At 61.3% G+C, this 16,227-nt stretch carries 13 protein-coding genes; 8 read left to right on the forward strand and 5 right to left on the reverse strand.

The window, feature by feature from the left end; genetic code table 11:
- Positions 1–228: 228 nt before the first annotated feature.
- Positions 229–1,245: an Lrp/AsnC family transcriptional regulator gene (locus HJO_RS08910; RefSeq protein WP_084141869.1), complete on the reverse strand. Its 1,017-nt coding sequence runs from the start codon at positions 1,243–1,245 to the stop codon at positions 229–231.
- 196 nt (positions 1,246–1,441) lie between these two features.
- Here HJO_RS08910 and HJO_RS08915 point away from each other — a divergent pair, with 196 nt between their 5' ends.
- From HJO_RS08915 to HJO_RS08925, 3 genes are all read left to right on the forward strand, one after another.
- The gene (locus tag HJO_RS08915) at positions 1,442–3,193 is read left to right on the forward strand and encodes an N-acyl-D-amino-acid deacylase family protein (RefSeq protein WP_051618448.1); all 1,752 of its coding nucleotides are present in this window, start codon (positions 1,442–1,444) and stop codon (positions 3,191–3,193) included.
- Between the two features lie 68 nt (positions 3,194–3,261).
- Entirely contained in the window at positions 3,262–4,293 is a 1,032-nt protein-coding gene (locus tag HJO_RS08920; RefSeq protein ID WP_035616309.1) for a DUF7064 domain-containing protein, read from the forward strand.
- A 37-nt stretch (positions 4,294–4,330) separates the two neighbouring features.
- Positions 4,331–5,443: a phosphotransferase family protein gene (locus HJO_RS08925; RefSeq protein ID WP_035616312.1), complete on the forward strand. Its 1,113-nt coding sequence runs from the start codon at positions 4,331–4,333 to the stop codon at positions 5,441–5,443.
- Here HJO_RS08925 and HJO_RS08930 read toward each other — a convergent pair.
- The 4 genes from HJO_RS08930 to HJO_RS08945 form a co-directional block, all read right to left on the reverse strand.
- A complete protein-coding gene (locus HJO_RS08930) occupies positions 5,440–6,435 on the reverse strand; it encodes a DUF7064 domain-containing protein (protein ID WP_035616315.1) in 996 nt (331 codons plus the stop codon). The genes HJO_RS08925 and HJO_RS08930 overlap by 4 nt on opposite strands.
- Positions 6,432–7,523 carry a phosphotransferase family protein gene (locus HJO_RS08935; protein WP_162173810.1) on the reverse strand — a complete coding sequence of 364 codons (1,092 nt, stop codon included), beginning with the start codon at positions 7,521–7,523 and terminating at the stop codon, positions 6,432–6,434. Before HJO_RS08935 ends, HJO_RS08930 begins: the two co-directional genes overlap by 4 nt.
- Before the next feature lie 68 nt (positions 7,524–7,591).
- Entirely contained in the window at positions 7,592–9,694 is a 2,103-nt protein-coding gene (locus HJO_RS08940; RefSeq protein WP_035616319.1) for a TonB-dependent receptor, read from the reverse strand.
- A 405-nt stretch (positions 9,695–10,099) separates the two neighbouring features.
- Entirely contained in the window at positions 10,100–10,735 is a 636-nt protein-coding gene (locus HJO_RS08945; RefSeq protein ID WP_035616321.1) for a porin family protein, read from the reverse strand.
- Positions 10,736–11,011: 276 nt separating this feature from the next.
- On the opposite strand from HJO_RS08945, the gene HJO_RS08950 reads away from it, so the two are divergent.
- From HJO_RS08950 to trpA, 5 genes are all read left to right on the forward strand, one after another.
- Positions 11,012–12,709, forward strand: a complete 1,698-nt coding sequence (locus tag HJO_RS08950; RefSeq protein WP_051618449.1) for a putative bifunctional diguanylate cyclase/phosphodiesterase — start codon at positions 11,012–11,014, stop codon at positions 12,707–12,709.
- A 53-nt stretch (positions 12,710–12,762) separates the two neighbouring features.
- A complete protein-coding gene (locus tag HJO_RS08955) occupies positions 12,763–13,392 on the forward strand; it encodes a phosphoribosylanthranilate isomerase (protein WP_035616323.1) in 630 nt (209 codons plus the stop codon).
- Between the two features lie 45 nt (positions 13,393–13,437).
- Positions 13,438–14,649 carry a tryptophan synthase subunit beta gene (gene trpB / locus HJO_RS08960; protein ID WP_035616325.1) on the forward strand — a complete coding sequence of 404 codons (1,212 nt, stop codon included), beginning with the start codon at positions 13,438–13,440 and terminating at the stop codon, positions 14,647–14,649.
- A 403-nt stretch (positions 14,650–15,052) separates the two neighbouring features.
- Complete coding sequence (gene cutA / locus HJO_RS08970) at positions 15,053–15,373, forward strand: divalent-cation tolerance protein CutA (RefSeq protein WP_035616329.1); 321 nt, start codon at positions 15,053–15,055, stop codon at positions 15,371–15,373.
- Positions 15,373–16,200 (forward strand): tryptophan synthase subunit alpha, encoded by an 828-nt coding sequence (trpA, locus tag HJO_RS08975; protein WP_035616332.1) that lies wholly within the window; start codon positions 15,373–15,375, stop codon positions 16,198–16,200. Before cutA ends, trpA begins: the two co-directional genes overlap by 1 nt.
- Positions 16,201–16,227: the final 27 nt, after the last annotated feature.

A 16,227-nucleotide genomic window follows, 5' to 3' on the forward strand; every position in this document is an offset into this window, starting at 1 on the left:
CCTCACGGAAACTGAGATGAGGCGCCTGTATCGAATGCAATCGAGCAAAATTTCGAGGGTGGAACCTGCTTGGAATCCAGATCGCCATTCGCGCCGCCCGGCGCGATTGGCACGCATGGGTTGCGCCCCAAGGCGTGTGCTCTTTCGTGAAGTGTGGAGGTCGGATCGAATCCCCCGACCCAGCGGGCGGGCCTGGCGTCCAGTACCTGTCGGGCGGATCGCGTCCGTCTAGCGGATTCGCGCCAGGTCGTGACGGTGCAGGAAATTGTCGATCAACATCGTCACGCGGTACTGCTTGATCCCATCAAGCGTCGAAACAACCTCGTCGCAGAAATCGGCGATGGCCGCGCTGTCTTGCATTTGCACGAGCGCCCACAGGTCGTGGGCGCCCGTCATGGTTCCGACAAACGTAACCGCGTCGTGTGCTGTGAGGCGCTCAATCGCGTCTGCGCGACGGGTGGGCCGGCTGGCGATGCGCACAATGGCGATCGCCGCCTGGTTCAAGGATACCGGATCGCAGACGACACGAAGCTGCATCTGCTTGGTATCGTACATCTTCTTGATTCTCTGCCGCACGCTCCCCTCGGAAATGTCCAGCCTGCGCGCGATTTCCCGATTGCTGGTTCGTCCGTCTTCCAGGAGAATCCGCGTGATCTCGCCATACTTGGACTCCATCTGCTCCAGAGGGCGTGTTCGGAGTGACGTCGACAGCTCTCCGTACCCGCTTTCCATCTTTATGATGGTCATGCAGACGTTGCTCCGGATTCGTTCGATGCCGGGGATGCTGCCGATTTTCTCGAAGAGGATCGTGTTTAGGTGTGCCCGGTCCCTGGCGCGCACGTTCACCAGGATCTGCGGCGCCTCGATGCATCGCGATACGCTGATCGCTTCATCCAGCAGCGCGATCCTGGCGGCAATTCCGGCCGCATCGCCCACTGTATCGACGTCCGAAAGGCACATGAGCGTATAGCCGTCGGAGTAGACATCCCGCTGCGCCACAACGCGCATGATGTTATTGTCGGACATGTCCCGGATGCGCTGCGCGACAGTGGATTCCGAAACGCCGACCAGGGATGCGATCGCCTTGTTCGTCACCTGGGGGTCATTTTGCAGGGCCTTGATGATCCCGTGATCGATATCGTCCGGCTGTTTTACCAAAGCGCTCCCCTTATGGTTCCAAATCGCCGACCGGACGCCTGATGCGTGCCCGGAGGCTAGTTCTTGCGAGTTTCCAGTCGTTTTCATGACTGGATCGCTGGCGGCCGAATGTCCAGCACTATGGAGAATGCGTCACGATTCAAAGGGTATTTGAACGCAAAACGCCATTTCCCTTCCGCTTGGGGGGAAAATTGCGTCCAACTAGGCATTGCGTGAGTCGTATAATGCGTATATTGATGGCAAATAATAAACGCAAAATGCCAATCATTGCGGAGAAATTGCCATGCATACCAAGAAATTCGATACGATCATAAAAGGCGGAACCATCGTCGATGGAACGCGGTTCCCGCGATTTCGCGGCGACATAGGGATCGTTGGCGACGAGATCGTCGAGATTGGAAATCTTGCCGGCAGGGAGGCCGACACAACGATCGATGCGGCGGGCATGATCGTTGCGCCCGGGCATGTCGATTTGCACACGCACTATGATGCACAGATCTTCTGGGATCCGTATTGTTCGAATTCCGGAGAGAATGGCGTGACAACCGTGGTGACGGGAAACTGCGGATTTGGCTTTGCACCCTGCAAGCCGGAAGACCGGGAGCGATCGATGCTGATGATGGAGAACACCGAACAGGTTCCGATCAAGCAGCTGAAACTGGCCCTGCCCTGGACATGGGAGACCTATCCTGAATGGCTGGATGCGCTTCGGGCAGTTCCGAAGGGGATCAACCTTCTCATGTTCCTCCCCGTCAATCCGCTGTTGATCTACGTGATGGGGCTGGAGGCGGCAAAATCGCGACGCCCTACCGGCGAGGAACTCGCCGAGATGAAGCGTTTGATCCATGAGGCCATGGATGCAGGGGCGTGTGGCATCGGGATGTCCTATGTCGGGCATGCCAACAGCCACACCGACTATGACGGCACGCCCATGCCGTCCGATACGATGCACAAGGAGGATGCCACCGCGCTGGCGTCGGTCCTGGGCGAGCGTGACGAAGGGTTTATCCAGCTCCTGCCACAGCTCGGCATGACAAAGGACTTCGAACTGGCCGAACTGATGGCCGCAGCGTCCGGGCGGCCCATCGTCGTCAATGTGATCGCGCCGTCAACCATGATGCCTGACTTTCATTTGCCCCAGCTCGAATGGCTCGACGAGATGCGTGCGAAGGGCCATCAGATATTTGGCCAGGGGTTTCTTCATCGTGCCTGGTCCGAGTTCAATCTGCTTGAGGTCAACATCAATGACCACATTCCGACATGGCGGCGCCTCTCGGCTGTCCCCACGGTTGCGGAGAAGCTCGCGCTGATTGCCGATCCCGCGTTCCGCAAGGAAATGATCGAAACCTACGACCCCATGCAGACCGCGACAGGAAGCGGACCGCTGGAGCTGATCAAGGTTTCCGTCGTCAAAGGCTTCCCGGACCTTGAGCACTATGTTGGCCAAACCCTGGGAGAGATCGCCACGGCAGAAGGAAAGCATGTCGTCGAAGCGATGTTCGACATATCGATCGCAACGGAGGGCACGGCCGATTTCCGCACCATCGCGCCATCCGGCGATGATGCAACCCTCATGGCCACGGCGCTCAACCATCCCCTCGTGCTGGCCGGCACGTCGGATGGTGGCGCCCACAGCAAGTTCTACATTGGCGGACACTGGCCGACGGAACATATCAGCTGGCTGCACCGCGAGAGCGGGGTGATCAGCCTGGAAGACCTGCATGCGAAGATGTCGATGGATCCGGCGCGCGTGGCCGGAATTCCCGACCGGGGGGGCCTGCGCCCCGGCATGAAGGCCGACATCATAATCTACGACTATGACGAGCTTCGCGTGGCAGACGGCCCGTACGAACTGAAGTATGATCTTCCAGGGGGTGACTGGCGGCGATATCGCCAGTCTTTCGGTTACAAGTTCATACTGGTGAATGGCGTGGTGACGCACAAGGACGGACAGTCGACAGGCGCACATCCGGGTGGCTTTGTTCAGGTGACGCAGAACCGTCCCGAACTGCGCGTGCCCGTCGCTGCCGAATAGCATTGGATGATTCGCCGCGCGTCAGGCTGGCAATGGTCGGCCGATGCCCGCGTGCAGGGGAGGAATGAGTGTCGATCTATTCTGAAGTCGATTTTCCGCACAAGCCCGGTGCCCATCCGGACTGGCAGGAATCATGGGTGCTTATCTTTCGGGACCCACTCACCGGCGCCGTAGGCTTTCTCAGAACGGGCGCCTACGTCAATCAGGCTCTGACCCAGACCCATTGGGGCATGGCGCTTCCCGACGGAACGCGGTTCCGTCGGCATGTCCTGGACCGAAAGCTCGAGCCCGGTGATCTGACCGATACCACGATGAATTCCGGCAATATGCAGTTTTCCATTCCGAACATGGAATATTGCCGGTTCGAAGCCCAGGACGAGGATGCCGACGTCGATCTGAGAATCTATGACTGGTTTCCGTCACAGGACTGGGCGTTTGTTGGCGGCCCGCTTCATGGCAAGCTCCTGGCAGATGCCGGCCCGGCGGGGCAGGGGGATGTCGGTGCGACCGGCCACCCGGAAAGCGCCGGTCGCGTCGAGGGTCGCATCCGCATCGGTGACCGTGTCATCGAAATCGAGAACGGCATCGGGTATCGCGACCACGGGTATGGTCCGCGCGCCCACACGATATTTCGCGCCGCACGCTGGCACGCCGGGACGGTCGGCCCGAACCTGTCCTACTCCCTGATCAGCATGCTCGATAATGGCGGTGCATTCCACAAGTTCGGCTGGGTCATGCTGAATGGTAAAAGGGAAGTGGTCAAAGATCTCCACACCGTAAGCTGCACGCTTGCTGATGGCTGTTCCGTCATCGGCGGCTGGACGGTTGTCCAGCTCGAGAATGGCCAGACGCTTCGCATCAATGCCGAGACGGTCGATGGAGTCGTCACGTCGACCCACCTGAACAATGGCGGACCAGGGTCTTCCCCGGCCGGCATCGAGGCCTTGTCCATTCCGCGCTGGAACGGCCAGGCCGGCGTTTGCGATTTCAACATGATCGACAATGCGCATCGCGGTGAGCAGGAAGTGTCCCATACTTTCCTCGCCAACTGCCAGGACGGACTCAGTCAGCGGACATTCGATGCGTCCTGGATACGATAAGACACGCGCCAACAGCGCACCACAGAGAGGATTTACGATGGATGCGGAACAGCTTGGCAGTGACATTGTCCAGTCGCAGCGTGCAGCACGCTTTGCCGACACGACCGCCGATCAATGGGCCGAACGCCTGACGGCGTTGATAAAGGCGCAGCCCGGCACCAGTGGACCGGTTGCCGTGACAAATGTGCGGCCCGTCGGAACAGCCGCAGGTGGCTCCAACGGAACGATGTTGTTTGATGCCAGCTATAGCGAGAGTGGCGCCCGGCAGGACCGCGCGCTGGTCCTGCGGTTCCTCCCCGCTGAGGGCCTGTTTCACAAATATGACGTCGAGGGTCAGTACGCGCTTCAGCGCGAACTCGGGAAAGCGGGGTTCCCCGTCCCCGAGCAGCTGTGGCTGGATAGCGCGGGCGACCATCTCAAGGTGCCGGGCTATGTCATGGAGCAGGTGGCTGGTAACGGACCGCCCATGGTATGGAAGGCATCCGGCCTGATTGCCGAGGCGTCGCCGCCCAGCCGGCGAAAAATGACGACCTCGTACGTCGCGCACCTGGCAAAGTTGCACGCGATCGACTGGCAGGCTGCCGGGCTTGACTGGCTCGCCAATCGCGCGGCTGGAGCCAATCCTGTCGAGCGCGAAGCCAATTGGTATTGGGATGCGCTGAAATGGGCGGACTTTGAAGATACGGTCGCCATGTTCGCGCCGGTCCGCGACTGGCTGATCGCCAAGGAACCTGCGAATATCGACGTGGTGCTTTGCCATGGTGACATCAATCTCGGGAACTATCTTTTCAAGAATGATGCTGTCAGCGCGGTCCTCGATTGGGAAATGGCGTTCCTCGGGACGCCGGAATGCGACTTGGCGATGATAAATGTCGGAGACGCAGCCCTGCAGGGCCATGTGCCCACACCGGAAGGCGCGCTGACCAATGCCGAAATCTGCGCGGAGTATGAGCGCATAACCAACCGCAAGCTGCGACATATGGATTATTTCGAGCTATTCGGCAGCTACCGCGCGACGATTATCACCACGCTTGCCATGAAGCACTATCCGGCGGCCATGACGGATGCGATGCGTCCGCTCTACGAATCGACCCTGAAAATGTGTTTCGACCGGGCACGCGCTCTGGGCGCCGTAGCGGGAGAAGTCTAGAGATCGTAGTCGACGCTTCGGGAGAGTCCCTGGTCGACCGCGAGGAATGTAACATCGTCCTGGGTCGGAATGTAGGTGCCGCGGCCCGGATTGTTGCAGAATTCCAGGTCGGCAAAGCCGCGAAGGCCTGAGTGGGTGATCGTCGATATGTGATCCTGGGTCGCGCAGCCGATATCCCGCAGGGGTGTCAGGAAGCCCTGAACAGGCGTCGCATTCACCTCGATTTCGTCACCACGTTCCAATGTGAGGATGGCTCGTGCGGCGAGCGGCGTCAGGCCGTCATGGTCGGTTGTGGTGATGACGCGCAGTTTGCGCACGTCTTCCTGGACGCCATTGCGAACAACGAAACCGGCACACATGGCCGGGCCGTCCTTCACATCCAGCAGGAAACTCGCAAAGCTCAGTTCCGGGCCGACAGTTCCGGAGAACATGCGATAGCGATGCAGGCTGACGCGCGCATGATCGCGGATGCCCCAGGACCGGTCCCTGTGTGCCAGGGCCGACACGTCATGTGTTTCCTGTCCGATCCGAACGGTGCCGCGTATCCGGCCGGAGCACTCCAGGTGGCCCTGCGAGTTGATGCTCTGCATGAACTCGTCGGAATGGCCGGACATCGACCAGTCTCGCGGTTCGTAGAACGATTCGTGGAATTCGAGATCGAGTGAACAGTCCGGTGTCTCGGCGCCATAGCGCATCCGTCCTCCGCCTAACGATTCGACGACATGCCCGCCGACGGATTGCCCGTGTTCGCGCCGGTCGCCGGATCGAATGTCGAACTCGGTGGCGTCGCCATCACTCAGGACAAAACGTTCCGCGCCGCGCTTGAAGACAAAGAGAGTGGCCTGTCCCGTGCCCTGAGCCGGCTTTTGCCCGATGCGGTGAAACCCGCCTATTCCGGCTGCTTCATCATAGAACCAGTAGCAATCGCTTTCCTGCCAAAGCGCAGTGTCGACGGGTGTGTGAGGCCGGTCCCAGCTGTCGTCATAGGTCATGATGGCGCGCCTGTCCCTGCCACACCTGTTTCGGCGATGGTCCAGTAGAATTCGGCCATCGCTTCGTACTGGGCGACGACATCGTCCGGAAGGTACGTGCACATGGACCCCAGGCAGATGATGATCTGGTAGGCAGCCTGAACCCGGAAATACTCAAAGTGCCTGAGCGGGCGTCCGCCGACCTGCGCGTACAGGGCCAGCCATTCAGCCTGAGTGGGCGGTATAACCGGCAAGTGCTCGGCGAAGGGCAAGTGAGCCTCCATCGACAGGACCTGTATCGCCAGATCGAGCTCGGGACTGCCAATCGAACTCAACTCCCAGTCAAGAATGGCCGAGACCTCGCCATCGCGCAGCAGGTAGTTTCCGAGATTGGGGTCACCGTGCATCAGAACCGGCGACTCTTCGATGGGGGCGTTGGCGAGCAACCATTGGCGTATCGGAACCAGGCGGTCGGCGTCTTTCGGCTCGGCCCAGTCCCACGTTTTCCACCACCAGTTAATCAGCCGCTCCTGCGCCGTATCGCCCGCGGCATCCTTGACAAAGTCGCCGAGCCCGAGGGCCACGTGGTCCAGAGCGTGGATGGATTGCAGGGCCTTCAATATGTTCAGGTAGAGGGTGTTGCGTTCGTCATCACTGGCGTCCACCAACAGGCCGGACCCGAACAGTGATGTCGGGATCGTGTCCCCGTCTATGCACGCCATGACGAAACCCGCCACGCCGAGATCCTTCCCCGTTGCATCAAGTCCGTATACGGCTGGGATGGGCAGGCCAGTGCCGGACAGGCGCTCCAGGACGTCATACTGGCTCTTCAGATCATACTCGAAAAAGATCCGGTTCTCCGTTTGCGGGTCATACCTCAGGACGAGGCGTTTTGTTTCCCGCAGGCCGGCCCTGTCGATGTTTGCGGTAAACACAAGAATGCCCGATGAGGAGCCGGACTGTTCGGAGCCGGCCCCTGTGCCGGTAATCGTCACGTCCGCGCGGAACACCTTGCCCAGGAAAAGCGCCAGCCTGTCCAGGTCGATCCGGGCAAAGGAGGACTTTGCCACTGCAACGGCGCTTTCGACGGCATTGGCCGTGTCGCTCATGAAGGTCTCCATGGGGCCCCTTAGCAGGGGCCGCTCAATCCAGATTGCGGTTTGATGTCAGCGCATCGCTACCATTTCGCCGACAACTCAAGTCCCCAGCTTGCCGGGCGCGCATAATGCCCGTCCAGGCCATCAATCAACGAGATGATATTGGTGATGTAGCCTTCATCCGTGACATTCTTTGCATAGAAGCTGACCGTCAGCCGATCGTCGGCCAGTGGCAGCGACGCGTACAGGTTCACAACGCTGTAGCTGTCCTGCATATCGTCTGCCGCGTTCCTGGGACGATAGAAGACATCGTCTGACACAAACACTTCTGCGCGCAGCCTGGGATCACCGAACAGGGAACTGTTGACAGGCACAGTGTATTCCAGCGCGCCCGACAATGTGTATTCGGGGGCACGGTTGAGGGTATTTCCGGAAAAGTCGCTTCCCGCGCCGTCGATAAATGCATCATAGGTGGCATCCAGGAACGAAATGGCTGCCTCCGCCTGCAGGTTGTCGGTCACGGCAATTATTGCTTCCAGCTCAGCGCCCGTGATCGTGGAATCGGCTGCGTTCTCGACGAAACCTGTATTGTTCCTGATCTGCAGAACTTGGAGATTGGTATAGTCGTAGGTGAACGCGGATGCGGCCAGATAGAGGCGGCCATCGAAATACTGGCCCTTCATGCCGGCCTCGATGGACGTGACTTCCTCCGGTTCGAACGAGCCGCAGCCAGCCTGGTTGAACCCGCCGGATTTGAAGCCTTCCTGGTATTGCGCGTACAGCATCGTCGACTCAGCGACGTCCCATTCGATACCGGCCTTGGGTGTGGTGTCGTGAAAGGAGATGTCCGAAACCTGGTCGCCGCAAACGACAACGGTGTTGTCAAAGAACGTGACAGTCTGGCTCCCTTTTTTCTTTTCTTCGCTGTAGCGAAGCCCGCCCTTGAGGCGCACTGTGTCTGAAACGTTGAAGGTCACGTCGCCGAACAGGCCAAACGCCTCGAGGTCTTCGACCAGCTGGTTCACGGTGAACGAGATTTCGGGCGGCAGCATCAGGATCGCACTGTCACTGCCCGTGTCCACATCCGTGCGGGAAGAACTGTCTTCCTGCATCCAGAATGCGCCTACAATCCAGTCCAGACGCCCGCCTTCATTGCCGATCAGGTTGAATTCCTGCGACCAGGCTTCCGCATCTTCGGTCCGGCCACTGGTCAGGACATCCAGCGCCGTGACATCGCCGTCGAAAAAGTCGACACGGTCAAACGTGGTATAGCCTGTAATCGACCGCAGCGTGGCAAAGTCGGTTTTCCAGTCCAGCGTCAGGCCAGCGACATCCATCCCGATATCCGACCATGGCGTCCGGTTGTTGAGAATGTTGTTCGGGCGGTCATCGAAACCCGCCAGTCCCGCCAGGAAGCCCGGTCTGATCTTCTCAAAGCTCGGGCCGACACGGTCCTGGTCAATGGTCAGGAAAAAGATGTCCGATGTCAGGTTTTCCGTAATGTCCCAGCTGAGGTCGCCCTTGAGGGTCGTGGCCTCGAGCCCACCTTCGGTTTTGCCCGTCGTTCTGTTGTCGATATAGCCGTCATCTTCCTCATAGGCGATGGACAGGCGGCCCCGCACGGTGTCCGAGAATGGCCCGGACACGTATCCTCGCGCCAAGCGGCGTTCGAATGAACCCGCCCCGATTGTCGCCCCGGCTTCAAAAGCGTCCGTCGGCTTGTTTGTCGTGAAGTTGACGACGCCCCCCGTCGCGTTGCGCCCGTAGAGTGTGCCCTGCGGTCCGCGCAGCACTTCCACGCTGGCCAGGTCGGCCAGGCCGAGTGCAGCTGCGTTTGAACGGCCGAGGAATACGCCATTGAGGTGGACTGCAACAGCTGGTTCCGCGAACCCGGTCTCTACGTTCAGGCCAATACCGCGAATGGTAATCTGCGAGGCGCCGGCGACTTCGCCATATTCGACGTTGGGAACGCTGTTCGAGATGTCGGACATGTTCGCCAGATCACGGAATTCGAGTGCGTCACCGCCGATGACCGACACTGCCGCGCCAACATCGAGAAGGGATTGCTCCCGCTTCTGCGTCGACACCACGATCGTGCCGAGTTTCCGGACGCCGTCTTCCGGCGGGGCGTCCGTTTCAGATGACTGCGCATAGGCGGGCAATGCGCCAATGAGAAAGCTCACAAGGCATATGCCTTGTAGAAGGCGTTGTTTCATAATTTCCTCCCGATGGGTCTTTGCGACCTTCGATCTGTTATTCATGGCGCGCAGACCGTGGATCGTTCTGCAAACGCCGGGCATTCACCACAAAATTCCCGTTTTGGCCTGATCTCCATCCCCGCGTGGATTAGAAATCCACCAATAAAGGCGCAATATGTCAGTAGAAACCGGATACGGCAATATATCACGGGTAAAATACATTCATGTTGTGCGCATTATGCGGTTTTGGGGTGTCATCCGACACAACGCGAGCCTTGCTCATGCGGGCAGGTGCGCCCGACCGGAATGCGTTGCCGCCAGGTTTGCTGACACGAAAACGCCGGCCCCCTTGCGGGGACCGGCGGCTTCATTGTGGCGATCAGGGGCGGTCTAGAACTTGTAGCCAACCGCGATCGTGGCGGCGCCCGTGTCGGTGTCTTCGAAGTTGTAATAGGTATAGTCGCCGCGAAGCGTCCAGTTTTCGGTCATGTCAAAGCTGAGACCTGCCCCAAAGGCGGGGCCATCGGCCGAATCTTCGACCACGCCGAGCGGCGTGCCGCCGGGCGTGACGACCGTGGCGTCCACGTCAATATAGGCGTAACCGGCGCGGGCCGAGATATCGAGACGCTCGGTAATCGGCACGGTGGCGCGGCCATACAGGCCGACCAGGTAGTTCAGGCCGAGGTCGCCCGACCCGGCAATGACGTCATTGAGGTCGGTATCGTCATTGTCGTCGAGATTGAAGTCGTCCTCGTCGACATTGTAGTCGAACTCGCCGTCATCGATGCCGGTGGTCAGGTCGGCCTCGAGCGAAAACATCGGCGTGAACTGGTAGCCGGTACGCGCGGTGATCGCGTTTGTATCAACGCCGGAATCGGCGTCGTCAGGTTCGATGTTGAGATAGGTATAGCCGCCCTCGGCATAGAAGCCGGTGTCTTCAGCACCATAGGTCTGTGCGGCGGCCGGAGCGGCAAGGCCGAATGCAATGGCCAGCGCCGAGGAAGAAACGATCAATAGCTTGTTCATGGGAGGATCCTTGGTTTTGCTGTCCCGACCCGTTCGGGACGTGTGAGGCCAACGGCTGGCCTGACGGCCCCGTTCCCCTCCGGCGCACGCGCCGGGCCCGCCTGTTGCAATCAGGGCACAGGCGCCAGGTGCGCCATGCATCAATTTCCCGGTCTCACGGGCGATCACGCACCGGCGCCGCGCCCGGCCCCGCGCGGTTCCTGCAAATCTGCAGCAACTACTGCGAATTTGATCCTTCTGTTTAAACCACCTCTAAGAGGACGCGTGCGATTGAAAGTGGAAGCACTTGCCCCGGAGTCCGTCATCACCGCCCTTGTTGCCCCTTTCCTTGCAGCGGTTGACCGCTGGCTGAGCCGCCTTGCGCCGTCATGGGTGCGGATCGAGGTCCTGTTCCTGGCACTCGGGTGCCTGGTGACGCTCGTGGTCGGCTACCAGGTCGATCTCTTTGCCGCTTTCCTCGCCTTTTCCGGCCGTCACCCGGCCTGGAACCTCGACAAGTTCGCCGCCGTCGTGGTGACCCTGGCCCTGCAGGCGCTGGTGCTCGCCGCCTTCCGCTATCGCCAGATGCGGCGCGAATACGCCAAGCGCGTCGACGCCGAGCAGACCATGGCTGACCTGGCCCTCAAGGATTCCCTTACCGGCCTTGCCAACCGGCGCGCCTTCCACCAGCGGCTGGACGCACTCGTCAGTGCCGGCACCGGCTGCGCGCTGATGATGATCGACCTCGACCGGTTCAAGCCGGTCAACGATCTCTACGGCCATGATGCCGGCGATGAACTGCTGCGCCAGCTGTCCTCGCGCATCGGCGAGGCGGCCGGTGGGTTCGACTGCCTGGCCCGGCTTGGCGGCGATGAATTCGGTATCCTGCTGAGCGAGACCGACGAGATCGACGTGCTCAACCACAAGGCAGCCGCGATCCTCGAAATGATCGACAGGCCGGTCAATATCGGTGCGGCGAACTGCACTGTCGGCGCCAGTATCGGGATTGCCGTCGCGCAGGCGGGCATGGAGGTCAGCAGCGACCAGCTGGTCAAACGCGCAGACCTTGCGCTCTACGAAGCCAAGGATTCCGGCCGCGGCAAGTACCGCTACTTCCGCTCGCAGATGGCCGAGCCGCTGGCCAAGCGCTCGCGCCTTGAAGTCGACTTCCGCAATGCCCTCCTGCGCGGCGAGATCGAGCCTTATTACCAGCCGCTCATCAATCTCTCGACCGGCAATATCGAGGGTTACGAAATCCTCGCACGCTGGCAGCATCCCGAGCTTGGCATGATCCTGCCGGACGTCTTCGTCCAGATCGCCGAGGATACCGGCACGATCGGCGAAATGACCCTGCGCCTGCTGCGCCAGGCCTGCCTCGATTCCGACGAATGGCCGCACAGCCATTACCTCGCGCTCAACATCTCGCCGGTGCAGCTGCGCAATCGCGACCTCCGCGCAGACCTTTGCGACGTGTTGAAGGAAACCGGCTTCGAGGCCCACCGCCTGGAAATCGAAGTGACGGAAAACGCCCTGATCTACGATCTCGAAACCGCGCGCCTGATCCTCTGGGATCTCAAGATCGCCGGCATGACCATCGCGCTCGACGATTTCGGCACCGGCTATTCCAGCCTGCATCACCTGCGCAAGCTGCCCATCGACAAGCTCAAGATCGACCAGTCCTTCATCCGCACCATGTCGCACAGCGCCAAGAGCCGGAAGATCGTCAACGCCGTGATCGCGCTCGGCTCCAGCATGGGCCTTGCGACCACTGCCGAGGGCGTCGAGACCGAGGAATCGGCCCTGTGGCTGTCGCAGGCCGGCTGCACCAGCGCCCAGGGCTATTATTTCGGCCGGCCGCTGCCCTCGTCTGAGGCGTGGCTGCTCGACACGACCGAGCGCCAGCTGATGGCCCTGCGCCAATGGCTGAGTCCGACACGCGACTGGCGCGAGCAAGAAGAGGTCGTCCCCAGCCTGTTGCGGGTCATCAATGACTAGGCGGGCTCACGCTCCGGCTTGACGCCGGGCGCGCCATCGCTCACCTGCCCGCCATGACCAGCGTCAAGATCTGCGGCCTGACCGATCCGGACCTCGTGGGCTTTGTCGCGCGCGAAGGCGCCGACTGGATCGGCTTCAACTTTGCACCGGGCAGCCCGCGCCGCGTGACGCCGCAGGCGGCCGCCACACTGTTGATGCAGGTCGGCCGGGCGCGGCCCGTGGCGCTGCTGGTCGATCCGGACGATGCCGAGATCGACACGATCGCCGCGCTGGGCTTTCCCGTGCTCCAGCTGCACGGCGCCGAAACCCCCGGGCGCGTTGCGGCCATCAAGGCGCGCACGGGGCTCGAAATCTGGAAAGTGCTTGGCGTGGCGCAGCGCGCCGATCTGGATGGCGCCGCGGCCTACACGGCCGCCGACCGTCTCCTCATCGACGCCAAGCCGCCGGAAGGGGCCACCCGCGCCGGCGGTCACGGCCAGGTCTTCGACTGGACCATCCTCGACCACTGGACGGCGCCCGGGCCCTGGATGCTCGCTGGCGGGCTGACGCCGGGCAATGTCGCCGCGGCAATTGCTGCAACAGGTGCACCAGCCGTCGATGTCGCCTCTGGCGTCGAGCGGATACGGGGGTTAAAGGACAGGGATCTGGTGCGGGCCTTCATCCGTGCCGCAAAGCAGCCCTGAACGCGATCCGTCGCGCCCGGGGGATCCTGGATAGAGGCTTGAGACATGGACCTGCGCAATACCTGGGACAAATGGCCTGACGCGAACGGCCGGTTCGGCGAGTTCGGCGGACGCTATGTTGCCGAAACGCTGATGCCGCTGATCCTCGACCTCGAAAAGGAATACCGCGCGGCCAAGCTCGACCCGGCCTTCAAGGCGCAGATGGACGACATGTGGGCCCATTATGTCGGGCGCCCCTCGCCGCTCTATTTCGCCGAGCGCCTGACCGCGCATTTCGGCGGGGCCAAAATCTATTTCAAGCGCGACGAGCTGAACCATACCGGCGCGCACAAGATCAATAACTGCCTCGGCCAGGTCTTGCTCGCCATGCGCATGGGCAAGACGCGCATCATCGCCGAAACCGGCGCCGGCCAGCACGGCGTGGCCACGGCCACCATGTGTGCGCGCTTCGGCCTGAAATGCGTCGTCTTCATGGGCGAAATGGATGTCGAGCGCCAGAAGCCCAACGTGTTCCGCATGCGCCTGCTTGGCGCCGAGATCGTTCCGGTCTCCTCCGGCACCGGCACGCTGAAGGACGCGATGAACGAGGCCCTGCGCGACTGGGTGACGAATGTCGACGACACGTTCTACTGCATCGGCACGGCGGCGGGCCCGCACCCCTATCCGGAAATGGTCCGAGACTTCCAGAGCGTCATCGGCACCGAAGCGCGCGCGCAGATGCTGGAGCGCGAAGGCCGCCTGCCGGACGCCGTGATGGCCTGCATCGGTGGCGGCTCCAACGCGATCGGCCTGTTCCATCCCTTCATCAATGACGAAGGCGTGCGCCTGATCGGCGTCGAGGCCGCCGGCCACGGCATCGAGACCGGCGAGCATGCCGCGGCCCTGAACGGCGGCCGGCCCGGCATCCTGCATGGCAACCGCACCTACTTGCTGCAAACCGATGACGGCCAGATCCTCGACGCGCACTCGATTTCCGCCGGGCTCGACTATCCGGGCATCGGGCCGGAACATGCCTTCCTGCGCGATACCGGCCGGGCTGAGTATCTTTCTTGTACTGATGACGAGGCGCTGGCTGCATTCCAATTGTGTACCCGGCTCGAAGGCATCATCCCGGCGTTGGAGCCCGCTCACGCCATCGCGCGCCTCGGCGACGTGGTCGCGGGCATGGACAAGGATGGCCTGCTGATCATGAATCTCTGCGGCCGTGGCGACAAGGACGTGTTCAGCGTGGCGAAAGCGTTGGGAGTGGACATGTGAGGCTGCGACTAGGTGTAATCTTGTTAGCCGTCTGCTTCCTGCCGGAATTTGCAGGAGCAGAAAACGCGGCTGAAAATGCCGTCCGGTTCTCTCCGAGCGAGGGTTTCGCATTTCGTTCCCCGTGCCGGGCAGGGCGCTTCGACCCAAAATCGGGGCCTTCGGCGAGCCTATTCGACGGTTGCCTCCTGCGGACCGACGGAACGGCTGACGGCCTGGATGTGGAGTTCGAGCGTCTTATGGCTTTGGCCGACCCGGATCAGAACATGTGCGGCAGCAATATTGAGGCGAGCAGCCAACGCGGAGTGCTGTTTGACACGTCCGGTGTCTGTGGCACTCCGGAATCCGACGAAATAGATATGATCACCTTCAATCTCGATCGATCAACCAGTTGCGGATTCACACAATGACCAACCTCCTCCTCATCCGCATCACCTGCCCGTCGCGCCGCGTCGCCGAGGAAATCGCCGACGCCGCGCTCGAGCAGCGCCTCGCCGCCTGCGCCAATCTCGAAGGGCCGGTCACGTCGACCTATCGCTGGAAAGGTGTGGTCGAACACGCTTTCGAGTTCGTTCTCTGGATAAAGGCGCCGGACGCGCACTGGTCCGATATCGAAGCGCTGGTGAACACCCTCCACCCCTATGACGTGCCGGCGATTGTCGCCCTGCCATGCGCGCATGCCTCCAAGCCTTACGAGGCCTGGGTCAACGAAAATACGGACGCATAATGCCTACTTCCCGAATAACGGCGCGCTTTGACAAGGTTAAGGCGGAAAATCGCGCGGCGCTCGTCGCCTACCTGATGGCGGGCGATCCGGACCTTGAAACCAGCTATGCCTGCATGTGCGCCCTGCGCGACAAGGGTGCCGACATTATCGAGATCGGTGCCCCGTTCAGCGACCCGATGGCGGACGGCCCGGCCATCCAGCGCGCGGGCCTGCGCGCCCTTGCCCGCCACACCACGCTGATCGACGTGCTGGGCCTGGCTGCCCGCTTCCGCGAGACCGACCAGGAAACGCCCCTGATCCTGATGGGCTATGCCAATCCGGTCCATTCGCTGGGCTATGCCGCCTTCGCTGAAGCGGCCCACGCTGCCGGCATCGACGGCACCATCCTCGTCGACCTGCCACCCGAGGAAGACGCCGAGCTGCGCGCCGAATATGCCAAGCACGATATTTCCGTTATCCGCCTTGCCACCCCGACCACGCACGAGGCCCGCATGGCCAAGGTCGCCGATGGCGCCTCGGGCTTCATCTATTTCGTTGCTGTAACAGGCGTTACAGGGGCCGGCTCTGCCGACCCGAAAGCCATTGCCGGGAACGTCGATATGGTCCGCCGCGTATCGGGTTTGCCGGTCTGCGTCGGGTTTGGTGTGAAAAACGGCACCCAGGCTGCAGAAATGGCTAAAATTGCCGAGGGGGTTGTCGTAGGGTCTGCTTTCGTGGAGCATGCACAGTCAGCCCACGAATCGGGTGATTTTGCGGCCGCGCCGCGGGGAATGGGCGCGTTGGCAGGGGAACTGAGCGTGGCGATTGCAAGCGTCGCGAAACTGTAGGGACTGTTACAGTCTTAAGGAGTTGAG

The organism is Hyphomonas johnsonii MHS-2 (assembly GCF_000685275.1).
Lineage (GTDB): Bacteria > Pseudomonadota > Alphaproteobacteria > Caulobacterales > Hyphomonadaceae > Hyphomonas > Hyphomonas johnsonii.